Below are 15882 nucleotides of genomic sequence, written 5' to 3' on the forward strand. Positions count from 1 at the left end.
CGGCGCTGGCCGTGCGGGTGCGGTGCGGCGTCCGGGGACGCGTGCGGACGGGGTTCAGAAGGGGGCGTTCAGGCAGTGGCAGTGGCAACGGCAGCGGCGGCGAGCAGGACGGCGGCGGCCTGATCGGGGCCCTGTTCGGCGCTCGGCGCGGCCTGCTCGGCGGCGATCACCAGGACGTGGTCGGCGTCGCCGTCGGCGAGCAGCAGTTCGGCCAACTCCAGCGCGTCCGGCGGGACTTCACCGGGAGCGGCGGCCTCCGGCGGGCTGATCGCGACGACCGGCCCGGTCAGCTGCCAACGGCTGGCGACGTGCCCGAGGACGGCGTTCGGGTTGGACTGGAAGAACAGCAGCGGCGGCATCCGGTGCCCCGCGGCGGCGGTGTCGATGGCCAGCGCGGTGGCGCGGTCGCCCCCGGCACTGGCGAGCAGCAGCGCGGTGCGGCGCGGCTCGCCCGGCTCGCCGTAGCCCGCGGCCAGGCAGCGTTCGGCGACGGCCGCGACCAGCGGGTTGAAGGTCGAGGCCGAGAAGCCGGGCAGCGGGGGCGGCGGCTCACCGGGCGGCCAGTGCGCGGCGGCGAGGGTGCGGGTGCGCGGGGTGCTCATGCGGCGGCCACCAGGAGCGCGGTGTTGGCGCCGCCGAACGCCGAGTTGAGGCTCAGCGCGCAGCGGGGAGGGACGTCCGGACGCCGCTCCGCGAGGACGAGGTCCAGCCCGACCTCCGGGTCCGGCCCCAGCCAGCCCGCGTTGACCGGCAGCCGCCCGCTGTCCAACGCGCCGATGGTGACGGCGAGTTCGAGCAGCGCGGAGGCCTCCAGGGCGTGCCCGTGGACGGACTTGCTGGAGCTGACCGGCAGCCCGTCCAGCGCCTCGCCGAACACCTCGCGCAGTGCCCGCGCCTCCGCCAGGTCCGACATCGGCGAACCGGTGCCGTTGGCGTTGACGTAGTCCACCCCGGACGGGGCGACCCCCGCCCGGGCCAGCGCGGACCGGACGGCCCGGGCCACGCCCGCGCCGTCGGGCCGCGGACGGCACACGTGGTGGGCGTCCCCCGAGCGGCCCCAGCCCGCCAGCCGGGCCAGCGGGCGGACGCCGCGCGCGGCGGCGGCGGTGTCCGCCTCGACGACCACGGCCACCGCGGCGTCGCCGAGCAGGGTGCCGCTGCGCCCGCTGCTGAACGGCCGCAGCCGCCCGTCGCGGGCCAGTGCCCGGCCCGCGTCGAAGGCCGCGAAGACGCCCGGCTCCACCAGGTGCCCGGCCGCGACCACCACCCGGGGGTGGCGGCCGGAGCCGACCAGTGCGGCGGCGTCGGCCACCGCGGTGGCGGCCGCCACGCAGGCGCCGGTGTAGACCCGGTCCACCCCGGCCAGGCCGAGGGCGGCGGCGCCCTGCGCCACCTCGGCGGCGACCTCGCGGGTGCGCAGGTCGCTGTGCAGGGCGAGCAACAGCGGTGCACCGCCGGGAAGTCCGGACTGCTCGCAGGCGTCGGCGACGGCACCCAGCACCGCGGCGGCGAGCGGCGGCGGATCGGCCAGCAGGGCCGCCCGCCGGGTGCCGCGCCGGGAGACGTCGAAGCGGGTCACCTCGGCGAACCCGGCGGCCGAGCCCGCGGCGGTCGCGGCGGCCAGCGGGGCGGGCCCGGCGCCGAAGGCGCTGAGCACCCCGAGGCCGGTGAACACCGGCCGTCCGGCCGGCGGTGCGCTGCTGCTCATGACCGGGCGACCCCGCCGGTGCCGGGGGAGGGGCGGGCGGCGAGCACGGCCGCGCCCAGCACCGCGACGGCGTCGTCCACCGTCCGGACGGCGGCGAACTGTTCGTCCGAGAGGTCCAGCTCGATGCCGTAGCGCTGCTCGAACTCGGCTGTCAGCCAGGTGAGTTCGAGCGAGCCGAGGCTCTCCGGCACGCTCTCCGCGGCCCGCTGGCCGAACGCCGCGAGCATCGCCACCACCGCGGCCCGGTCCGGCAGCGCGGGCACGGGCGCGGGCGCGGGCGCGGGCGCGGGCGCGGGCGCGGGCGCGGGCGCGGGCACGGGCGCGGGCGCGGGCGCGGGCACGGGCGCGGGCACGGGCGCGGGCGCGGGCACGGGCGTGCTCACGCGGCGGTCCCGGCGGTGGCCGCGACCCGGCGGGCCACGTCGGCGGTGAACTGGTCGAGCGTCATCAGGGCGGTGGTCTCCAGCTCGTCCATGTCGAACTTGATCCCGAACTCGTCCTCGACCTGGACCGAGAGCTCGGCGAGGGCCAGCGATTCGAGGTCGAGCCCGGCCGGGCCGAGGTCGGTGTCGCCGGTGACCTCGGCGGTGTCGTAGTTCATCTCGGCGAGGGTCGCGAGGACGAACTCGCGGATGCGCTCCTGCATGGTGGTGCTCCTCGTACGGGGTGGTCGGGGTGCGGTGCGGTCTGCGGTGCGATGCGGTGCGGTTCGGTGCGGTCTGCGGTGCGGTGCGGTGTGCGGTCGGATCAGGGGGTGGCGGCGCGCAGCGCGGCGGTGTCGCGGACGAGCTTGCCGGTGGCGGTGCGGGGCAGCGCCGGGAGGAAGGTGAGCTGCCGGGGTCGCTTGAAGGCGGCCAGTTCGCGGGTCAGCGCCTCCCGGACGGCGTCGGCCCGGTCGGTGGCCCCGGGGCCCTCGGTGGCCAGGTAGGCCTCGATGGCGCCGTCCGTGAAGACCACCACGGCCTCGCGGACCCCGGGCAGTGCCGCGAGGGTGTGCTCGACCTCGTTGAGGTCGACCTTGAGGCCGCCGATGGAGACCTGCGAGTCGCGCCGCCCGAGCACGGTGACCCGGCCGCTCGCCGGGTCGACCCGGCCCGCGTCGCGGGTGTGCAGCCAGCCGTCCGACCAGCGGGCGGGGTCGGTGAGGCCGGGGTAGGGGGAGGCGGCCATCGCGAGGTGCAGCTCGCCGCCGTCCTCGCGCAGCTCCGTGCCGTGGACGGGCGCGGCCCCGGGGTGCAGGGTGCCGTCGAGGTCGGTGGCGATGACGCCGCGCTCGGTCATCCCGTACATGGTGCCCAGCGGCACGCCGTAGCGTTCGCGGAACGCCGCGGGCAGCCCGGGGCGGACCAGCTCGCCGGCGACGATCATCCGGCGCAGCTGCGGCAGCGGCGGGGGAGCGGTCGCACCGGCCAGCAGCTCGGCGTGGAACGGGACGCCGATCACGGTGGTCGGCCGGTCGTCCCCGGCGACCGCGGCCAGGATGCCCGCCGTGGTCGTCCGGGCGGGGACGGTCAGCGGCACCCGGGCGTGCAGGCTGTTGAGCAGCCCGCCGACCAGGCCCAGGACGTGCACCATCGAGGAGAGCAGGACGACCCGCTCCCCGGCCTTCGGGAACGCCTCCAGCCGGGCGTAGCAGTCGAGTTCGCGCAGCAGGTCGGCGGCGGTGCGGGCGATCACCTTGGCCGGGCCGGTCGAGCCCGAGCTCAGCTGCACCAGCGCGTGGCCGGTCGCGGCCGGACGGCCGCCCGGCCGCGCCACCGGCACCGGGTCGGTCTCGGCGAAGCCGCGCATCGCCGCGGCGGGGCCGTGCGCCGACTCGACCAGGACCTGGGGCGCCAGCCGTTCGACGGCGAGCGCGACCTCGTGGTCGGTGAGCCGGTGGTCGAGCAGGACGGCCTGGGCGCCCAGCTGCCAGCAGGCCAGCAGCGCGGCGGCGTAGCCGAGCGAGGGCGCCAGCCGCAGCGCGGCCGTGCCGCCGCGGGCCAGGCCCGCGGCGGTGAGCCGGGCGGCCTGCTCGGCGACCAGGGCGCGCAGCGCGGCGCGGTCCACGGGGGAGCCGAAGCGCAGGCACTCCTGGTCGTCGGGCCCGGCCAGCAGGAAGCGGTCCACCCAGTCGTGCGGGGCACCGCACGGCAGGGCGGGGAGAGAGGGAGATCCGGTCAACGCCACTCCACGAAGGGGAGGTTGGAAGGAGGCCGGTCGCGACCAGCGGGGCCGGTCCGGCGCCCCGACCATGACACAGGCGTTCGAGCCGAAGCAAGGTCTAGACCATTGGGGGTGTCGCCTCCTACGCTGCCGGGCCGGAGCGGGCCCGACCGGGGCTTGCCCGGAAAGGCAGACCCTTGGACGCACTGGAACTCTCCGACTTCGAACGCGCCGCCCGCGCCGAACTCCCGGCCGCGACCTGGGACTTCGTCCAGGGCGGCAGCGGCGCCGAACGCACCCTCGCCGCCAACCGCGCCCGGTTCGCGCACTGCCGCCTGCGCCCGCGCACCATGGTCGACGTCTCCACCACCGACCAGCGCCTCACCCTGCTCGGCAGCCCCCTGGAGACCCCGATCGGCATCGCGCCGATGGCCTACCACCAGCTGCTCCACCCCGAGGGCGAGGTCGCCACCGCCCGCGCGGCCGGGCGTGCCGGAGCGCTCATGGTCGCCGGGATCTTCGCCAGCCGCACCCTGGAGTCCATCGCCGCAGCCGCCACCGGCCCGCTCTGGCTCCAGCTCTACTGGCTGCGCCGCCGCGACGTGCTCGCCGCCCTGGTCGAACGCGCCGAGAGCGCCGGGTACCGCGCCCTGGTGCTGACCGTGGACGCCCCCCGGATCGGCCGCCGCCTGCGCGACGCCCGCAACGGCTTCGCGATCCCCCCGCACGTCCGCGCCGTCAACGTCGACCAAGCCGTGATGGCCGCCAGCCACCGCGCGGCGCACGGCAGTTCGGGCATCGCCGACCACGCCAGGGAGCAGTTCGACCCCACCCTGACCTGGGCCGACCTGGCCTGGCTGCGCGAACGCACCGCCCTGCCGATCGTCCTCAAGGGCGTCCTCACCGCCGAGGACGCCCGCCTCGCCGCCGAGCACGGCGTCGACGCCGTCCTGGTCTCCAACCACGGCGGCCGCCAGCTCGACGGTGCCCTCCCGTCCCTCGCCGCCCTGCCCGAAGTGGCCGCCGCCGTGCCGCCGAACCTGCCCGTCCTCCTGGACGGCGGTGTCCGGACGGGCACGGACGCTGCCCTCGCGATCGCCCTCGGCGCCCGCGCCGTCCTGATCGGCCGCCCCGCCCTCTGGGGCCTCGCCGTCGACGGCGAGGACGGCGTCGCCCGGGTCCTCGACCTCCTGAAGTCCGAACTCGACGACACCCTCGCCCTCCTGGGCCGCCCCCGCCTCGCCGACCTCGACCCCACCGCCGTGACCCCACTGCCGTGACCCCGTAGCCCGGCGGTCCCGAGCACCCGGACCAGCACCCGACCAGCACTCGACCAGTGCCCCGACCGACACCCCGACCAGCGCCGCCGACCCGCGGCCCGATCCGACCCCAGGAACACCCCTTGCCACTGCACCCCCAGGCCGAGGCCCTGCGCCGGCAGCGCGCCGCGGCCGGCACGCCACCGCTGTACACCCGCACGCTCGCCGAGGCCCGTGCCGCGGACCTCGCCGACATCCGGGCCGCCGCCGGGAACCCGGAACCGGTCGGCTCCGTCACGGAGCTCACCGTCCCGGGCCCCGGCGGGCCGCTGCCGCTGCGGGTCTACCGCCCGGCCACCGGCACGGACGGCCGACTCCCGGTCCTGCTCTACCTGTTCGGCGGCGGCTGGGTGCTCGGGTCGCTCGACACCGGCGACGCGCTCTGCCGCCGCCTCACCAACGAGGTCGGCTGCGTCACCGTCTCGGTCGGCTACCGGCTCGCCCCCGAGCACCCCTTCCCGGCGGCCGTCCACGACGTGCTCGCCGCCGCCGAGTGGATCGCCGCGCACGCCGCCGAACTGGGCGCCGAACCGGGGCGGTTGGCCGTGGCGGGCGACAGCGCGGGCGGCAACCTGGCCGCCGCCCTGACCCTGCTGGCCCGGGAGCGCGGCGGCCCCGCGCTGCGGCACCAGCTGCTGGTCTACCCGAACACCGACCACGCCGCGGACACCCCGTCCGTCCGCGAGCACGACGACCCGCTGCTGTTCAACCGCCGCTCGGTGGCCTGGTACTGGGGCCACTACCTGGCCGACCCGGCCGACGGCGCCGACCCGCTGGCCTCCCCGCTGCGCGCCCCCTCGCTGGCCGGGCTGCCGCCCGCCACCGTCATCACCGCCGAGTACGACCCGCTGCGCGACGAGGGCGAGGAGTACGCCGGGGCCCTGCGCGCCGCGGGCGTCCCCGTCGAGCTGCGCCGCTACGACGGCGTGCCGCACGGCTTCTTCGCGATGTCCGGCGTCCTGGACGACGGCCGCGCCGCCCAGCAGTACGCCGCCGACCGACTGCGCGAGGCCCTCCGATGAGCACGGTCACCACCCTCCCGCTGGGCGACCTGCACGCCAGCCTCGCCGACCCGCTGCTGGACGCGATGACCTTCCTCAACGAGGTCACCGAGCGCTACCCGGGCGCGCTCTCCTTCGCCCCCGGCCGCCCGCACGAGGGCTTCTTCGAACCCGAGGACGTCCACGCGTACCTGGACACCTACCTCACCCACCTCGCCGAGCGCGGCCTGAGCGGCAGCGCCGTGCGCACCGCGCTGTTCCAGTACGGGCCGACCAAGGGCATCGTCGCCGACCTGGTCGCCCGCACCCTCGCCAACGACGAGGGCCTGGACGTGGACCCGGAGGCGCTGGTGCTCACCGTCGGCGCGCAGGAGGGCATGCTGCTGGTGCTGCGCGCGCTGTGCGCCACGGCCGAGGACGTGCTGCTGGTCAGCTCGCCCTGCTACGTGGGGGTCACCGGCGCGGCCCGGCTGCTCGACCTGGCGACCGTCCCCGTCCCGGAGGGCCCCCGGGGCGGACCGGACCCGGCGGCCGTGCGCGCGGCGGCCCGCGCCGTCCGGGCCTCCGGCCGCCGCCCGCGGGCGCTCTACGTGGTCCCCGACTTCGCCAACCCGTCCGGCACCAGCATGCCGCTCGCGGCCCGGGCGGGGCTGCTGGAGGCGGCGGCCGAGGAGGGGCTGCTGGTGATCGAGGACAACCCGTACGGCTTCTTCTCCCGTGAGCCGGGCGAACAGCCGGGCGAGCGCCCCACCCTGAAGGCCCTGGACGGGAACCGCGGCCGGGTGGTCCACCTCGGCTCGTTCGCCAAGACCTGCTTCCCCGGCGCCCGGCTCGGCTACGTGGTCGCCGACCAGCGGGTGGCCGCCCCGGACGGCCGGACGACGCTGCTGGCCGACGAGCTGGCCAAGCTGAAGAGCATGACGACGGTCAACACCCCGGCGCTCAGCCAGGCCGTGATCGGCGGCATGCTGCTGCACCACGACTGCCGCCTGCGCGCCGCCAACGCCCCCGCCCGCGCCCACTACGCGGCCAACCTGGCCGTTCTGCTGAGGGAGTTGGAGCGGCACTTCCCGGCGGCCGAGCGGGCCCGGCTGGGCGTGTCCTGGAACGAGCCCGAGGGCGGCTTCTTCGCCGTGCTGGACGTGCCGTTCACCGCCGACGAGGCGGCGATGGAGCGCTGCGCCCGCGACCACGGGGTGCTCTGGACTCCGATGGCCCCGTTCTACCCGGCGGGCGGCGGCGAGCGCCGGCTGCGGCTGTCGATCAGCGCCCTGAGCGCGCCGCAGATCGAGGCGGGGACGGCCCGACTGGCCGCCTTCGTCCGGTCGGCCTGCGTCCGGGCCGCCGCGGGCTGAGAGCACGGCAGGAGGGGGAGGGGCCGCGGCCCCTCCCCCTCCTCGTGCGCGCGCGGCTACCGGATCCGGGCCGAGAACAGCCGGGCCGAGTAGGACACCGCCGCGGCCGTCAGCACCGCGACGATCAGCAGCCCCTGCCAGACCACGCTGTCGCCGGGGCGCCCGGAGAACAGCGCCCGCATGCCCTCCACCGCCCAGTAGAAGGGGTTCCACTCCGCGACCTTCTGCAGCCACACCGGCGCCAGCGCCAGCGGCAGCAGCACGCCGGAGAGCAGGCCGATCGGCTGGGCGACGGTGTTCACCACCGGCGCCATCGCGGCGTCGTTGGGCAGCGCCAGGGCGATGCCGTACGAGACCGCCGAGGTCATCAGCGCCAGCAGGGCGAGCAGCACGTAGGCCAGCAGCAGGCTCAGCGGCTCGACCCGCAGGCCGAACGGCAGCGCGACCAGCGTGATGATGACCGCCTGGACGAGCAGGCCGAGCGTCTCGCGCAGCGCCCGCCCCAGCAGCAGGGCGAGCCGGCTGACCGGGGTCACCCGGGAGCGCTCGATGATGCCGGCCTTCAGCTCGCCGAGCAGGCTGAAGCCGGTGTAGAGGCCGCCGAAGATGCAGAGCACCGCCAGCAGGCCGGGGACGTAGATCTGGTAGGCCTCGGCGTAGGTGCTCGCGCCCATCGGCTTGAGCACCTGCTTCAGCAGCGGGGCGAACAGCAGCAGGTAGAAGACCGGCTGGGTGATGCCGACCACGATCCAGATCGGTGTGCGCCACATCAGCAGCACTTGCCGCTGGAAGACCAGCCAGGTGTCACGGGCGAGCTTCACGGAAGGGACCCCAGGGATTTCTCGTCAGTTTCTCGTCAGGACTGTTCGATGGAGCGGCCGGTGCGGGCCAGGAAGACGTCGTCCAGGCTCGGCCGCTGGAGCTGCACCGTCCCGGGGACGATGCCCGCCCCGTTCAGGACGCTCAGCAGCTGCGGGACGGCCGCCGCACCGTCGTCCAGGTACAGGCGCAGGCCGTCCTCGCCCGGCTCCAGCCGGTGCAGGGAGCGCTGCCCGCGCAGGGCGTCGGCGGCGGGCCCGGCCTCCCCGGCGGCGAGGCCGAGCAGCACGACGTCGCCGGAGATCTCGCGCTTGAGCGCCTCGGGCGTGCCCTCCACCACGACCTGGCCGTGGTCGACGATCGCGACCCGGTCGCAGAGCGCGTCGGCCTCGTCCAGGTAGTGGGTGGTGACCACGACCGTCATGCCCCCGGTGCGCAGCCGCTCGATCTCGGCCCACACCTGGCCGCGGCTGGCCGGGTCCAGGCCCACCGTCGGCTCGTCCAGGAACAGCACCTTCGGGGAGTGGATGACCCCGAGGGCGATGTCGACCCGGCGGCGCTGGCCGCCGGAGTAGGTGCTGCAGTGGCGGTCGGCGAACTCGGCCAGCTCGAACGCCGCGACGGCGTCCGCGGCCTGCCGCAGCGCCTCGGCCTTGCGGCTGCCGTACATCCGGGCCTGCATGACCAGTTCCTCCCGCCCGGTGACGGCGTCGGCGGTGCCGCCGCCCTGGGCGACGTAGCCGATCCGGCGGCGGACCCCGGCCGGGTCCGTCAGCAGGTCGGCCCCGGCGACCAGGGCCGCGCCGCCGTCCGGGCGGATCAGGGTGGCGAGCATGCGCAGCGTGGTGGTCTTCCCGGCGCCGTTGGGGCCGAGGAATCCGAAGATCTCGCCCGCCCGGACGTCCAGGTCGATGCCGCGGACGGCGTCGACGACGGTCCGGCCGTGCTTGCCGGACGGGTAGGACTTGCGAAGTCCCTTGGTCTCGATCAACCAGAACTCCCGTGCTGGGGTGGGGTGCGGGGGCCTCGCGCCCGCCAACCGGCGCTCATGGGACGGCGGTTGGCGGACGCGGGGCGGTATCAGGGGGCGACCAGCGCCTCCATCCGGTCGGCGGCGGTCAACGCCCCGCCTCCGGACAGCAGTTGACGACCGATCAGCTCGGCGGCCGTCCGGTGGGAGGGGTCGTCGAGCACCCGCCGCAGCCGCTCGGCGATCACCGGCGGACTGGCCCGGGCGAACGGGACCCGCAGGCCGGCCCCGGCCTCCGCGACCCGCTGCGCCACGAACGGCTGGTCGTTGCGGATCGGCGCCGCCAGCACGGGGACCCCGTGGGCCAGCGACTCGACCACGGTGTTCATCCCACCATGGCAGAGCACCGCGTCCAAGCGCCCCGCCGCCAGCAGCTCCAGCACCGGTGCCCGATCGACCACCAGCACGGAGTCCGGAAGGGCAGCCGGAAGTGCCCCGCGGGACGCGGCGACCACCGCCTGCGCGCCGTCCCCGCCGAGCAGCTCCAGCGCCGCGACGGTGCGGTGCAGGAAGTCCGCGCCGACCGCGTCCGACATCGTCCCCATGGTGACCAGCACGGTGCGCCGACCGGCCGCCAGCCGCTCCCACGGGAACGCCGGATCCGCCGGGCGCGCGGTCAGCACCGGCCCCACCGCGGCGAGTTGCGGCAGCGGCGGCAGGTCGCCGAGCAGCGCCCGCCCGGAGGTGGCCAGCACCAGGTGCGGCGAGCAGCGCGGGTCGGTGAACTCCCCGGCGGGCAGCCCGGCCCGCTCCCACAGGCCCGCCAGCAGGCCCGCCGTCCAGGCCTCCACCCGCGGCAGGTGCCGGTACGGGCGGCCCAGCTCCATCGCCCCCGGCGCCAGCGTCGCCCACGGCAGCCCGTACCGGTGCGCGACCAGCGCGCCCGCCGGGGTGTGCTGGTCCACCAGCAGCGCATCGGGTCGGAACTCCCGCACCACCGCGTCCAGCGGCTTCAGGGTGAACTTGGCGTACGGGACGACGAAGCCCTCCCACAGCGAGCGCAGCGAGGCCAGGCCGTGGCCGCCCATCGCCCGGAACATCCGGTTGCCGGTGCCGAAGACCCGGGCGCCGGGGCCGAGCAGCGGCCGCAGCATCGTCTCGGTGCCGGTCCAGGCCACCTCGTGGCCGCGCGCGGCCAGCTCGTCCGCGATCCCGGCCGCCGGGTTGACGTGCCCGGCCAGCGGCGGCACCACCAGCAGGAAGCGGCTCACCGGCGCACCAGCTCCGCCAGGTCGCCGACGGTCAGCGCGGCCAGCCCGTCCAGGTCGAGGCCGGCCCGCAGCGCGCCCAGGTCGGCGCCGAAGCGCTCCCGCAGCAGCGCGTCCAGGGCGGCGAACTCGCTCTCGTCCAGGGCGAGATCGGCGTCCAGCCGGTCCCCGGGGGCGAGCGACTCTGCCCATTCGGGCAGAGCGTCGGCCGCCTCGGCCAGCGCGGCCAGCAGCCCCGGGCCGAGGACGGGCGACGGCGCGCCGGACGGCCCGGAGGCCGCTCCGGAAAAGGTTTCTTGGTGTACGGAGGAATGCTGGGGATCAGTCAACGGAAAGCTCCACCGGCTCGACGGCAACGGGAGTGAGGGAGGCGGCCCCAGGGCGGTGATCGCTTGTGCGACCCGCAAGGCGTGGGAATACTAACCGGGGTGACCGCACTGGAGGCAGTGGCCGTCCACCTCCCCCCGCGACTCGAACCGATCGAGGACGTGGGCGCCCGGATCGGCCTTACCCCACGTCAACTCCGAATCTTCCGCCGCTTCCACGGCCTGGACCAGGTGCGCCTGGACCCGGACGGGACGCTGCTCGACCTGCTGGACGCCGCCGTCCGGGCCCTGCCCGAACTGCGCGGCAACGAACACCGCATCCGGTACCTGCTGCACGCCCGCAGCACGCCGGTCGCCGCGCCCTACCCGATCAACCCCCTGCAGCAGCTCAAGGAACGCTTCGGCCTCACCCGCGCCGACGCGTTCACCGTCACCCAACAGGCCTGCGCCGCCTCACTGCTGGCCGTCGACCTGGCCGGACGACTGCTGGCCGACGACGGCGACCCGTCGGCACTGGCCCTGGTGCTGGCGGGGGAGAAGACCTTCACCCGGGACGCCCAACTCCTGCCCGGCACCACGATCTTCGCCGAGGCCGCCACCGCCTGCCTGGTCAGCCCCGACGGCGACCGCAACCGCGTGCTCTCCTACGCGGTCCGCCAGCGCCCCGAGTTCCACGGCCGGCCGGTCGACGACCCCGAGCTGATGAACCGCTACCAGCGGGAGTACCAGCCCACCATGGTCGAGACCATCGGGGCCGCGCTCGACCAGGCGGGCCTCGGCCTCGCCGACCTCGCACTGCTGCTCCCGCACAACGTCAACCAGGCCTCCTGGCGGATGCTCTGCCGCGAACTCGACTACCCCGCCGAGCGGGTGGTCCTGGACAACGTGGCCTCGGTCGGCCACAGCTTCGCCGCGGACGCCTTCGTCAACCTCCGCACCGCCACCACCGGCGGAGCGCTCCGGCCCGGCGACCACTACCTGATCGCCGCCGCCGGCATCGGCGCCACCTTCGCGGCCATGGTCCTGCAGCACTGACACCCCATCCCACCGCTCACCCACCACCGGACGGTCCACCCATGCCAGAATCCGCCCTGCCCGCCGCCGAGTTGCCCACCACCGCCCTGCCCGCCGCCGAGTTGCCCGCCGTCGAGCCGGTCGCCCCCGAGCCGGTCGACCCCGAGCCGGTCGACCCCGAGCCGGTCGACCCCGGGGTGCGCGAGCGCATCCGGCGCGGCGTCGAGGAGGTCCTGCCGCGCGTCCTGGGCGTCCAGCTCGCCGACATCCCCGCGAACGCCTGCTTCTTCGACGACTACGGCCTCACCTCCTCCGGCATCGTCGACCTGGTCCTGGACATCGAGGAGACGCTCGCCATCCAGGTCGACGTCGAGCACCTCGTCATCGACGACATCCGCACCGTCGACAGCCTCACCGACTACGTCGTCGGACACCACGTCGACGAGGACTGACCGGTGCCCGCCGAGAACCGCGGCCTGCGCGTGACCAGGGCGGTCGCCGCCGGGTTCGACGGCCACGCCGCCGCCGCGCTCCACCCCGACCTGCGCACCTTCACCGCCGACCTGGCCCGCCCGTACGGCCTGCCGCTGCGCGAGGACCTGCTGGACGCGGGCGCCGGGCACGACTACGGGGAGATGGGCGCCGCGCTGCTGGAACGCGCCCTGCCCGGGGGCGAACCCGCGGACCTGCTGATCCTCGCCTTCTCCTCCCCGGACGTCCGGCCCGCCGCCCCCGCCTCGCTCCGGCTCAGCAGCCACTGCCCCGGGCAGCCGACCGCCTTCGCCGTCTGCGACCAGGGCAGCGCCGCCGCCTTCACCGCCCTGCGCCTCGCCGCCGTCCACCACCGCACCGGCGGCTGCCGCCGGGCCGTGATCGTGCTCGCCGAGCAGAGCGCCCTGCACCACGAGGCCCCCGAACCCGTCGACCTGCCCGCCGGGCACCGCGCCGTCGTCCTGGTCTGCGAGGACGCCCCGGGCGAAGGCCTGCGGGTGCACCGGCAGGACCAGCCGGACGGCGCGCGGGCGCTGCGCTCCGTCCGCGACGAGCACCGCCGACTCGGCCCGGACGCCGGGCTGCTGCTCTCCGCCGCACTGTCCGCCCACGGCGTCCCCGACGGCGCCGAAGCGGCCCGCCCCGGACAGCCCTTCACCGGCGTCTGGACCCTGCTGGCCGACCGCCTCGACGCCCGCCGCCCGCTCCTGGTCGCCGACCACGACCGGCGCCTGGGCCTGCTCAGTACGCTGACCCTGCCGTGAACACCGTGAACACCGTGAACGCCCTGACCCCCGCCGCCACCGCCGCCGCCGACCCTGATGTCATCGACGTCATCGACGCCTGGAGCATCCCCACCGACCAGCCCCCGGACGTCGTGCGCCGCCTGTACGGCCTGCTCGACCCCGCGGAACGCAGCCGCGCCGACCGCGCCCACGACCCGGCCGAGGGCGGGCGCTTCGCGGTGGCCCGGGGTGCCGTCCGGCTGCTCGTCGCCGAACGGCTCGGCGTCCCGCCCGCCGACCTGGTGTGGCGCTACGGCCCGCACGGCAAGCCCGAACCCGTCCTCCCGGCGTCCGCCGAACCGCTCCGGGTCAACTGGTCCGGCTCGGGGGCGCTCGCGCTGCTGGCCCTCGCCGTCGGACGCCGGGTCGGCGCGGACGTCGAGCAGCTCGCCCGGCCCGAGATCGGCGCGCGGATCGCCCGCCGCCACTTCCCGGCCGCCGACGCGGCACTCGTCCTGGACGCGCCGACCCCCGCCGACGGCGCCGACCGCTTCACCCGGCTGTGGTGCCGCCGCGAGGCCTGCGTCAAGGTCCACGGCGGGCGGCTCGCCCAGGGCCTCGGCCTCCCGCTGGCCGGGCCCTCCCCGCTGCGCCTGGCCGACGCGGCCCCGCTCGGGCCCGGTCCGCTCTGGCTGTCCGACGTCCCGGTGCCGGGCCCGTTCCGCGCGGCGGTCGCCGCCGACACCGACCGCCCCTTCACCGTCCGCCACCGCACCTGGACCGGCTGAACTCCCTTACCTGAACTTCCTTACCTGAACTCCCTTACCTGACAAGCACGTTCGGGCCCGACCGGCAGCTGAACCGGTCGGGCCCGACGCGTTCGCGCGTGCCGTCAGCCCACCGGCCGCGACATGTAGACCGCCCGCCGCCCGTACGACGCGGGCACCGCCACCTCCCGGTGGGCGCGGTAGCCGTAGAAGCGCAGCAGGATGTCGGAGCCGCGCACCGCGACCATCGAGACCTGCGCGAAGCCCTCCGCCGCCGCCCGCGCCTGCACGTGCTCCATCAGGTTCGCGGCGAGCTCCCGGCCGCGCAACTCCTCGGCCAGCACCAGGTCGTGGACGTGCAGGTTGTCCGTCGCGAAGGCCTCTCCGGCCTCCGCCACGGCGAGGTCCGGGCACCGCAGCGGCGGGTACGGCAGGCTCAGCAGGTAGCCGCGGACGGCGCCGCTGTCGCACTGCTCCAGCACGAAGCAGGTGCCGGGCGAGCGGCGGGCCCGGGACTGCAGCGCCTCCCGCCCCTCGGAGAGGCCGTCGGCCGCGTAGGCGTCGTGCTCCAGCGCGACCACGGCGTCCCAGTCCCCGTCGGCCAGCTGCCGGATCAGGAACTCCCCGCTCACCCCGCGAGCCCCCGCCCGCGGGCGGCGGCCACCATCGGCGCCCACGCCTCGATCAGCACGGCCCAGCGCACGGCGTCCTCCCGGGCCTCGTCCAGCAGCTGCTGCCGCTGCCCGGCCACCACGTCCGCCAGCTCGGCGTACTTGCCGCCCAGCTTGCGGTAGAGGCGGTCCACCTCGTCCAGGCAGGTCTCGTTGGTCTCCCGGTCCAGGTCGAAGGTGCTGCGCACCAGCCCGAGGACCGGCTCCACCTTCAACTCGTGCCGCTCGTCCAGCAGCCCGCGGCCGAGGTCGATCATCTGGCCGTAGACCGGGTACAGGTACAGCATCGAGAGCAGCATCTTCACGAAGCGCAGCTGGTACGAGACGAACCCGGCGCCGATCCGGCGCTCGGGCGTGTAGTAGTTGACGATGTGCCGCCGGTGGATGACGGCGGGCAGCTCGGAGTGCACCAGGGCGTGCAGCAGCGCGTAGTCGCTGCCGATGGTGCGCAGCGAGGGCACCAGCGGCAGCACCTCGTAACCCCGGTGGTCGATGGCGACGTTGCACATGTAGACGTCCCAGATGTCCGGCACGCCGAGCACCGAGTCGTCGCGGTCGAAGCTCCCCTCCTCGGCGCCCTTGAAGGAGACGTCCACCATGGCGTCCTGCTGCTCCCGCGTCCACACCCGCGGCGTCCACAGCCGCACCAGGTCCCGGTAGACCTCCGGGTCCAGCTCGTTGATCTCGCCGATGTCCACGTTGAGTTCGCCCATGAAGGACGCGCTGACCAGCATCACCGGCCGGTCCGCGTCCGCCGGGTCGAGCGTGGAGCGGGCCACCCCCGCCACCGCCTCCCCGGCCGGCTTGCCGATCGACAGCAGCTCGTGGTGGATCGGGAACGCCTTCTCGCCGTCGACGACCCGGTAGTCGAAGTCGTCGTTGCGCAGGTGCGCCGAGGTGCAGCCCAGGGCGGCGGCACCCAGGAAGATCCGGTTGACGCAGGAACCGTACGCGACGTCCTGCGGCAGCATCAGGTCGAGCAGCAGCTCGGGGTCGGCCGCGCCGGAGCGCCGCGCCACGTCGTGGAAGAACGCGCGCTGCGCCTCGTTGCCGAGGTGGTGGACGAACACGCCGGGGGAGGGGGCCAGTGCGGCCACGGCGTCCGCGTTCTTCGCGAACTCGGCGTCCTCGGTGGTGTCGAGGACGAGGAGGTGCACCTCGACCCCGAAGGTCGCGACGGCGTAGGCCGCCTCCTCGGCGAGGTCCACGATGGTGCCGGGGCAGGCGCGCATGGTGGGCAGGGCGAGGCAGACACGTTGCATGGTGTGGGAATCTCCGTCCGGTCGTCAGGGTCGATGCGGC

Annotated in this window: 18 protein-coding genes; 7 read left to right on the forward strand and 11 right to left on the reverse strand. The window is 75.7% G+C overall.

The features are described from left to right. Positions 1-68: 68 nt before the first annotated feature. From OO57_RS05795 to OO57_RS05815, 5 genes are all read right to left on the reverse strand, one after another. Positions 69-602: a hypothetical protein gene (locus OO57_RS05795; protein WP_033251180.1), complete on the reverse strand. Its 534-nt coding sequence runs from the start codon at positions 600-602 to the stop codon at positions 69-71. Continuing rightward, positions 599-1708 (reverse strand): beta-ketoacyl synthase N-terminal-like domain-containing protein, encoded by a 1110-nt coding sequence (locus OO57_RS05800; RefSeq protein ID WP_033251181.1) that lies wholly within the window; start codon positions 1706-1708, stop codon positions 599-601. The genes OO57_RS05795 and OO57_RS05800 overlap by 4 nt, the downstream gene beginning before the upstream one ends. Then, positions 1705-2091, reverse strand: coding sequence for a hypothetical protein (locus OO57_RS45150; RefSeq protein WP_234337231.1), 387 nt, complete (start codon positions 2089-2091; stop codon positions 1705-1707). The genes OO57_RS05800 and OO57_RS45150 overlap by 4 nt, the downstream gene beginning before the upstream one ends. Further along, positions 2088-2354: an acyl carrier protein gene (locus tag OO57_RS05810; RefSeq protein WP_033251182.1), complete on the reverse strand. Its 267-nt coding sequence runs from the start codon at positions 2352-2354 to the stop codon at positions 2088-2090. The genes OO57_RS45150 and OO57_RS05810 overlap by 4 nt, the downstream gene beginning before the upstream one ends. Positions 2355-2455: 101 nt before the next feature. Then, positions 2456-3877 (reverse strand): class I adenylate-forming enzyme family protein, encoded by a 1422-nt coding sequence (locus OO57_RS05815; RefSeq protein ID WP_081973477.1) that lies wholly within the window; start codon positions 3875-3877, stop codon positions 2456-2458. A 173-nt stretch (positions 3878-4050) separates the two neighbouring features. Between OO57_RS05815 and OO57_RS05820 the strand changes: the two genes are divergently transcribed. The 3 genes from OO57_RS05820 (at position 4051) to OO57_RS05830 (ending at position 7528) form a co-directional block, all read left to right on the forward strand. Then, a complete protein-coding gene (locus OO57_RS05820) occupies positions 4051-5133 on the forward strand; it encodes an alpha-hydroxy acid oxidase (protein ID WP_033251183.1) in 1083 nt (360 codons plus the stop codon). Between the two features lie 122 nt (positions 5134-5255). Beyond that, positions 5256-6194, forward strand: a complete 939-nt coding sequence (locus tag OO57_RS05825; protein ID WP_033251184.1) for an alpha/beta hydrolase — start codon at positions 5256-5258, stop codon at positions 6192-6194. Next, a complete protein-coding gene (locus OO57_RS05830; RefSeq protein WP_033251185.1) occupies positions 6191-7528 on the forward strand; it encodes a PLP-dependent aminotransferase family protein in 1338 nt (445 codons plus the stop codon). The genes OO57_RS05825 and OO57_RS05830 overlap by 4 nt, the downstream gene beginning before the upstream one ends. Before the next feature lie 56 nt (positions 7529-7584). Here the strand turns inward: OO57_RS05830 and OO57_RS05835 are convergent, their stop codons facing one another. The 4 genes from OO57_RS05835 to OO57_RS05850 all read right to left on the reverse strand — a co-directional run bounded on the left by OO57_RS05835 (position 7585) and on the right by OO57_RS05850 (position 10914). Continuing rightward, complete coding sequence (locus OO57_RS05835) at positions 7585-8349, reverse strand: ABC transporter permease (protein ID WP_033251186.1); 765 nt, start codon at positions 8347-8349, stop codon at positions 7585-7587. Positions 8350-8384: 35 nt separating this feature from the next. Beyond that, positions 8385-9338, reverse strand: a complete 954-nt coding sequence (locus OO57_RS05840; RefSeq protein WP_033251187.1) for a daunorubicin resistance protein DrrA family ABC transporter ATP-binding protein — start codon at positions 9336-9338, stop codon at positions 8385-8387. Positions 9339-9427: 89 nt separating this feature from the next. Then, positions 9428-10588 carry a glycosyltransferase gene (locus OO57_RS05845; protein ID WP_033251188.1) on the reverse strand — a complete coding sequence of 387 codons (1161 nt, stop codon included), beginning with the start codon at positions 10586-10588 and terminating at the stop codon, positions 9428-9430. Continuing rightward, positions 10585-10914 (reverse strand): hypothetical protein, encoded by a 330-nt coding sequence (locus OO57_RS05850; RefSeq protein WP_033251189.1) that lies wholly within the window; start codon positions 10912-10914, stop codon positions 10585-10587. The genes OO57_RS05845 and OO57_RS05850 overlap by 4 nt, the downstream gene beginning before the upstream one ends. A gap of 99 nt (positions 10915-11013) precedes the next feature. On the opposite strand from OO57_RS05850, the gene OO57_RS05855 reads away from it, so the two are divergent. From OO57_RS05855 to OO57_RS05870, 4 genes are read left to right on the forward strand one after another with little or no spacing between them, the layout of a single operon-like run. Then, a complete protein-coding gene (locus OO57_RS05855; protein ID WP_033251190.1) occupies positions 11014-11946 on the forward strand; it encodes a 3-oxoacyl-[acyl-carrier-protein] synthase III C-terminal domain-containing protein in 933 nt (310 codons plus the stop codon). 41 nt (positions 11947-11987) lie between these two features. After that, complete coding sequence (locus tag OO57_RS05860) at positions 11988-12377, forward strand: acyl carrier protein (RefSeq protein ID WP_051776658.1); 390 nt, start codon at positions 11988-11990, stop codon at positions 12375-12377. Between the two features lie 3 nt (positions 12378-12380). Further along, the gene (locus OO57_RS43575; RefSeq protein WP_051776660.1) at positions 12381-13181 is read left to right on the forward strand and encodes a hypothetical protein; all 801 of its coding nucleotides are present in this window, start codon (positions 12381-12383) and stop codon (positions 13179-13181) included. Beyond that, a complete protein-coding gene (locus tag OO57_RS05870; protein ID WP_051776662.1) occupies positions 13178-13930 on the forward strand; it encodes a 4'-phosphopantetheinyl transferase family protein in 753 nt (250 codons plus the stop codon). Before OO57_RS43575 ends, OO57_RS05870 begins: the two co-directional genes overlap by 4 nt. 104 nt (positions 13931-14034) lie before the next feature. Here OO57_RS05870 and OO57_RS05875 read toward each other — a convergent pair whose 3' ends face one another. Both OO57_RS05875 and OO57_RS05880 read right to left on the reverse strand, forming a co-directional pair. Next, the gene (locus tag OO57_RS05875) at positions 14035-14541 is read right to left on the reverse strand and encodes a GNAT family N-acetyltransferase (RefSeq protein WP_033251191.1); all 507 of its coding nucleotides are present in this window, start codon (positions 14539-14541) and stop codon (positions 14035-14037) included. After that, positions 14538-15842, reverse strand: coding sequence for a DUF6271 family protein (locus OO57_RS05880; protein ID WP_033251192.1), 1305 nt, complete (start codon positions 15840-15842; stop codon positions 14538-14540). The genes OO57_RS05875 and OO57_RS05880 overlap by 4 nt, the downstream gene beginning before the upstream one ends. Positions 15843-15882 lie beyond the last annotated feature (40 nt).

Source organism: Kitasatospora phosalacinea (assembly GCF_000717185.1).
GTDB classification, from domain to species: domain Bacteria; phylum Actinomycetota; class Actinomycetes; order Streptomycetales; family Streptomycetaceae; genus Kitasatospora; species Kitasatospora phosalacinea_A.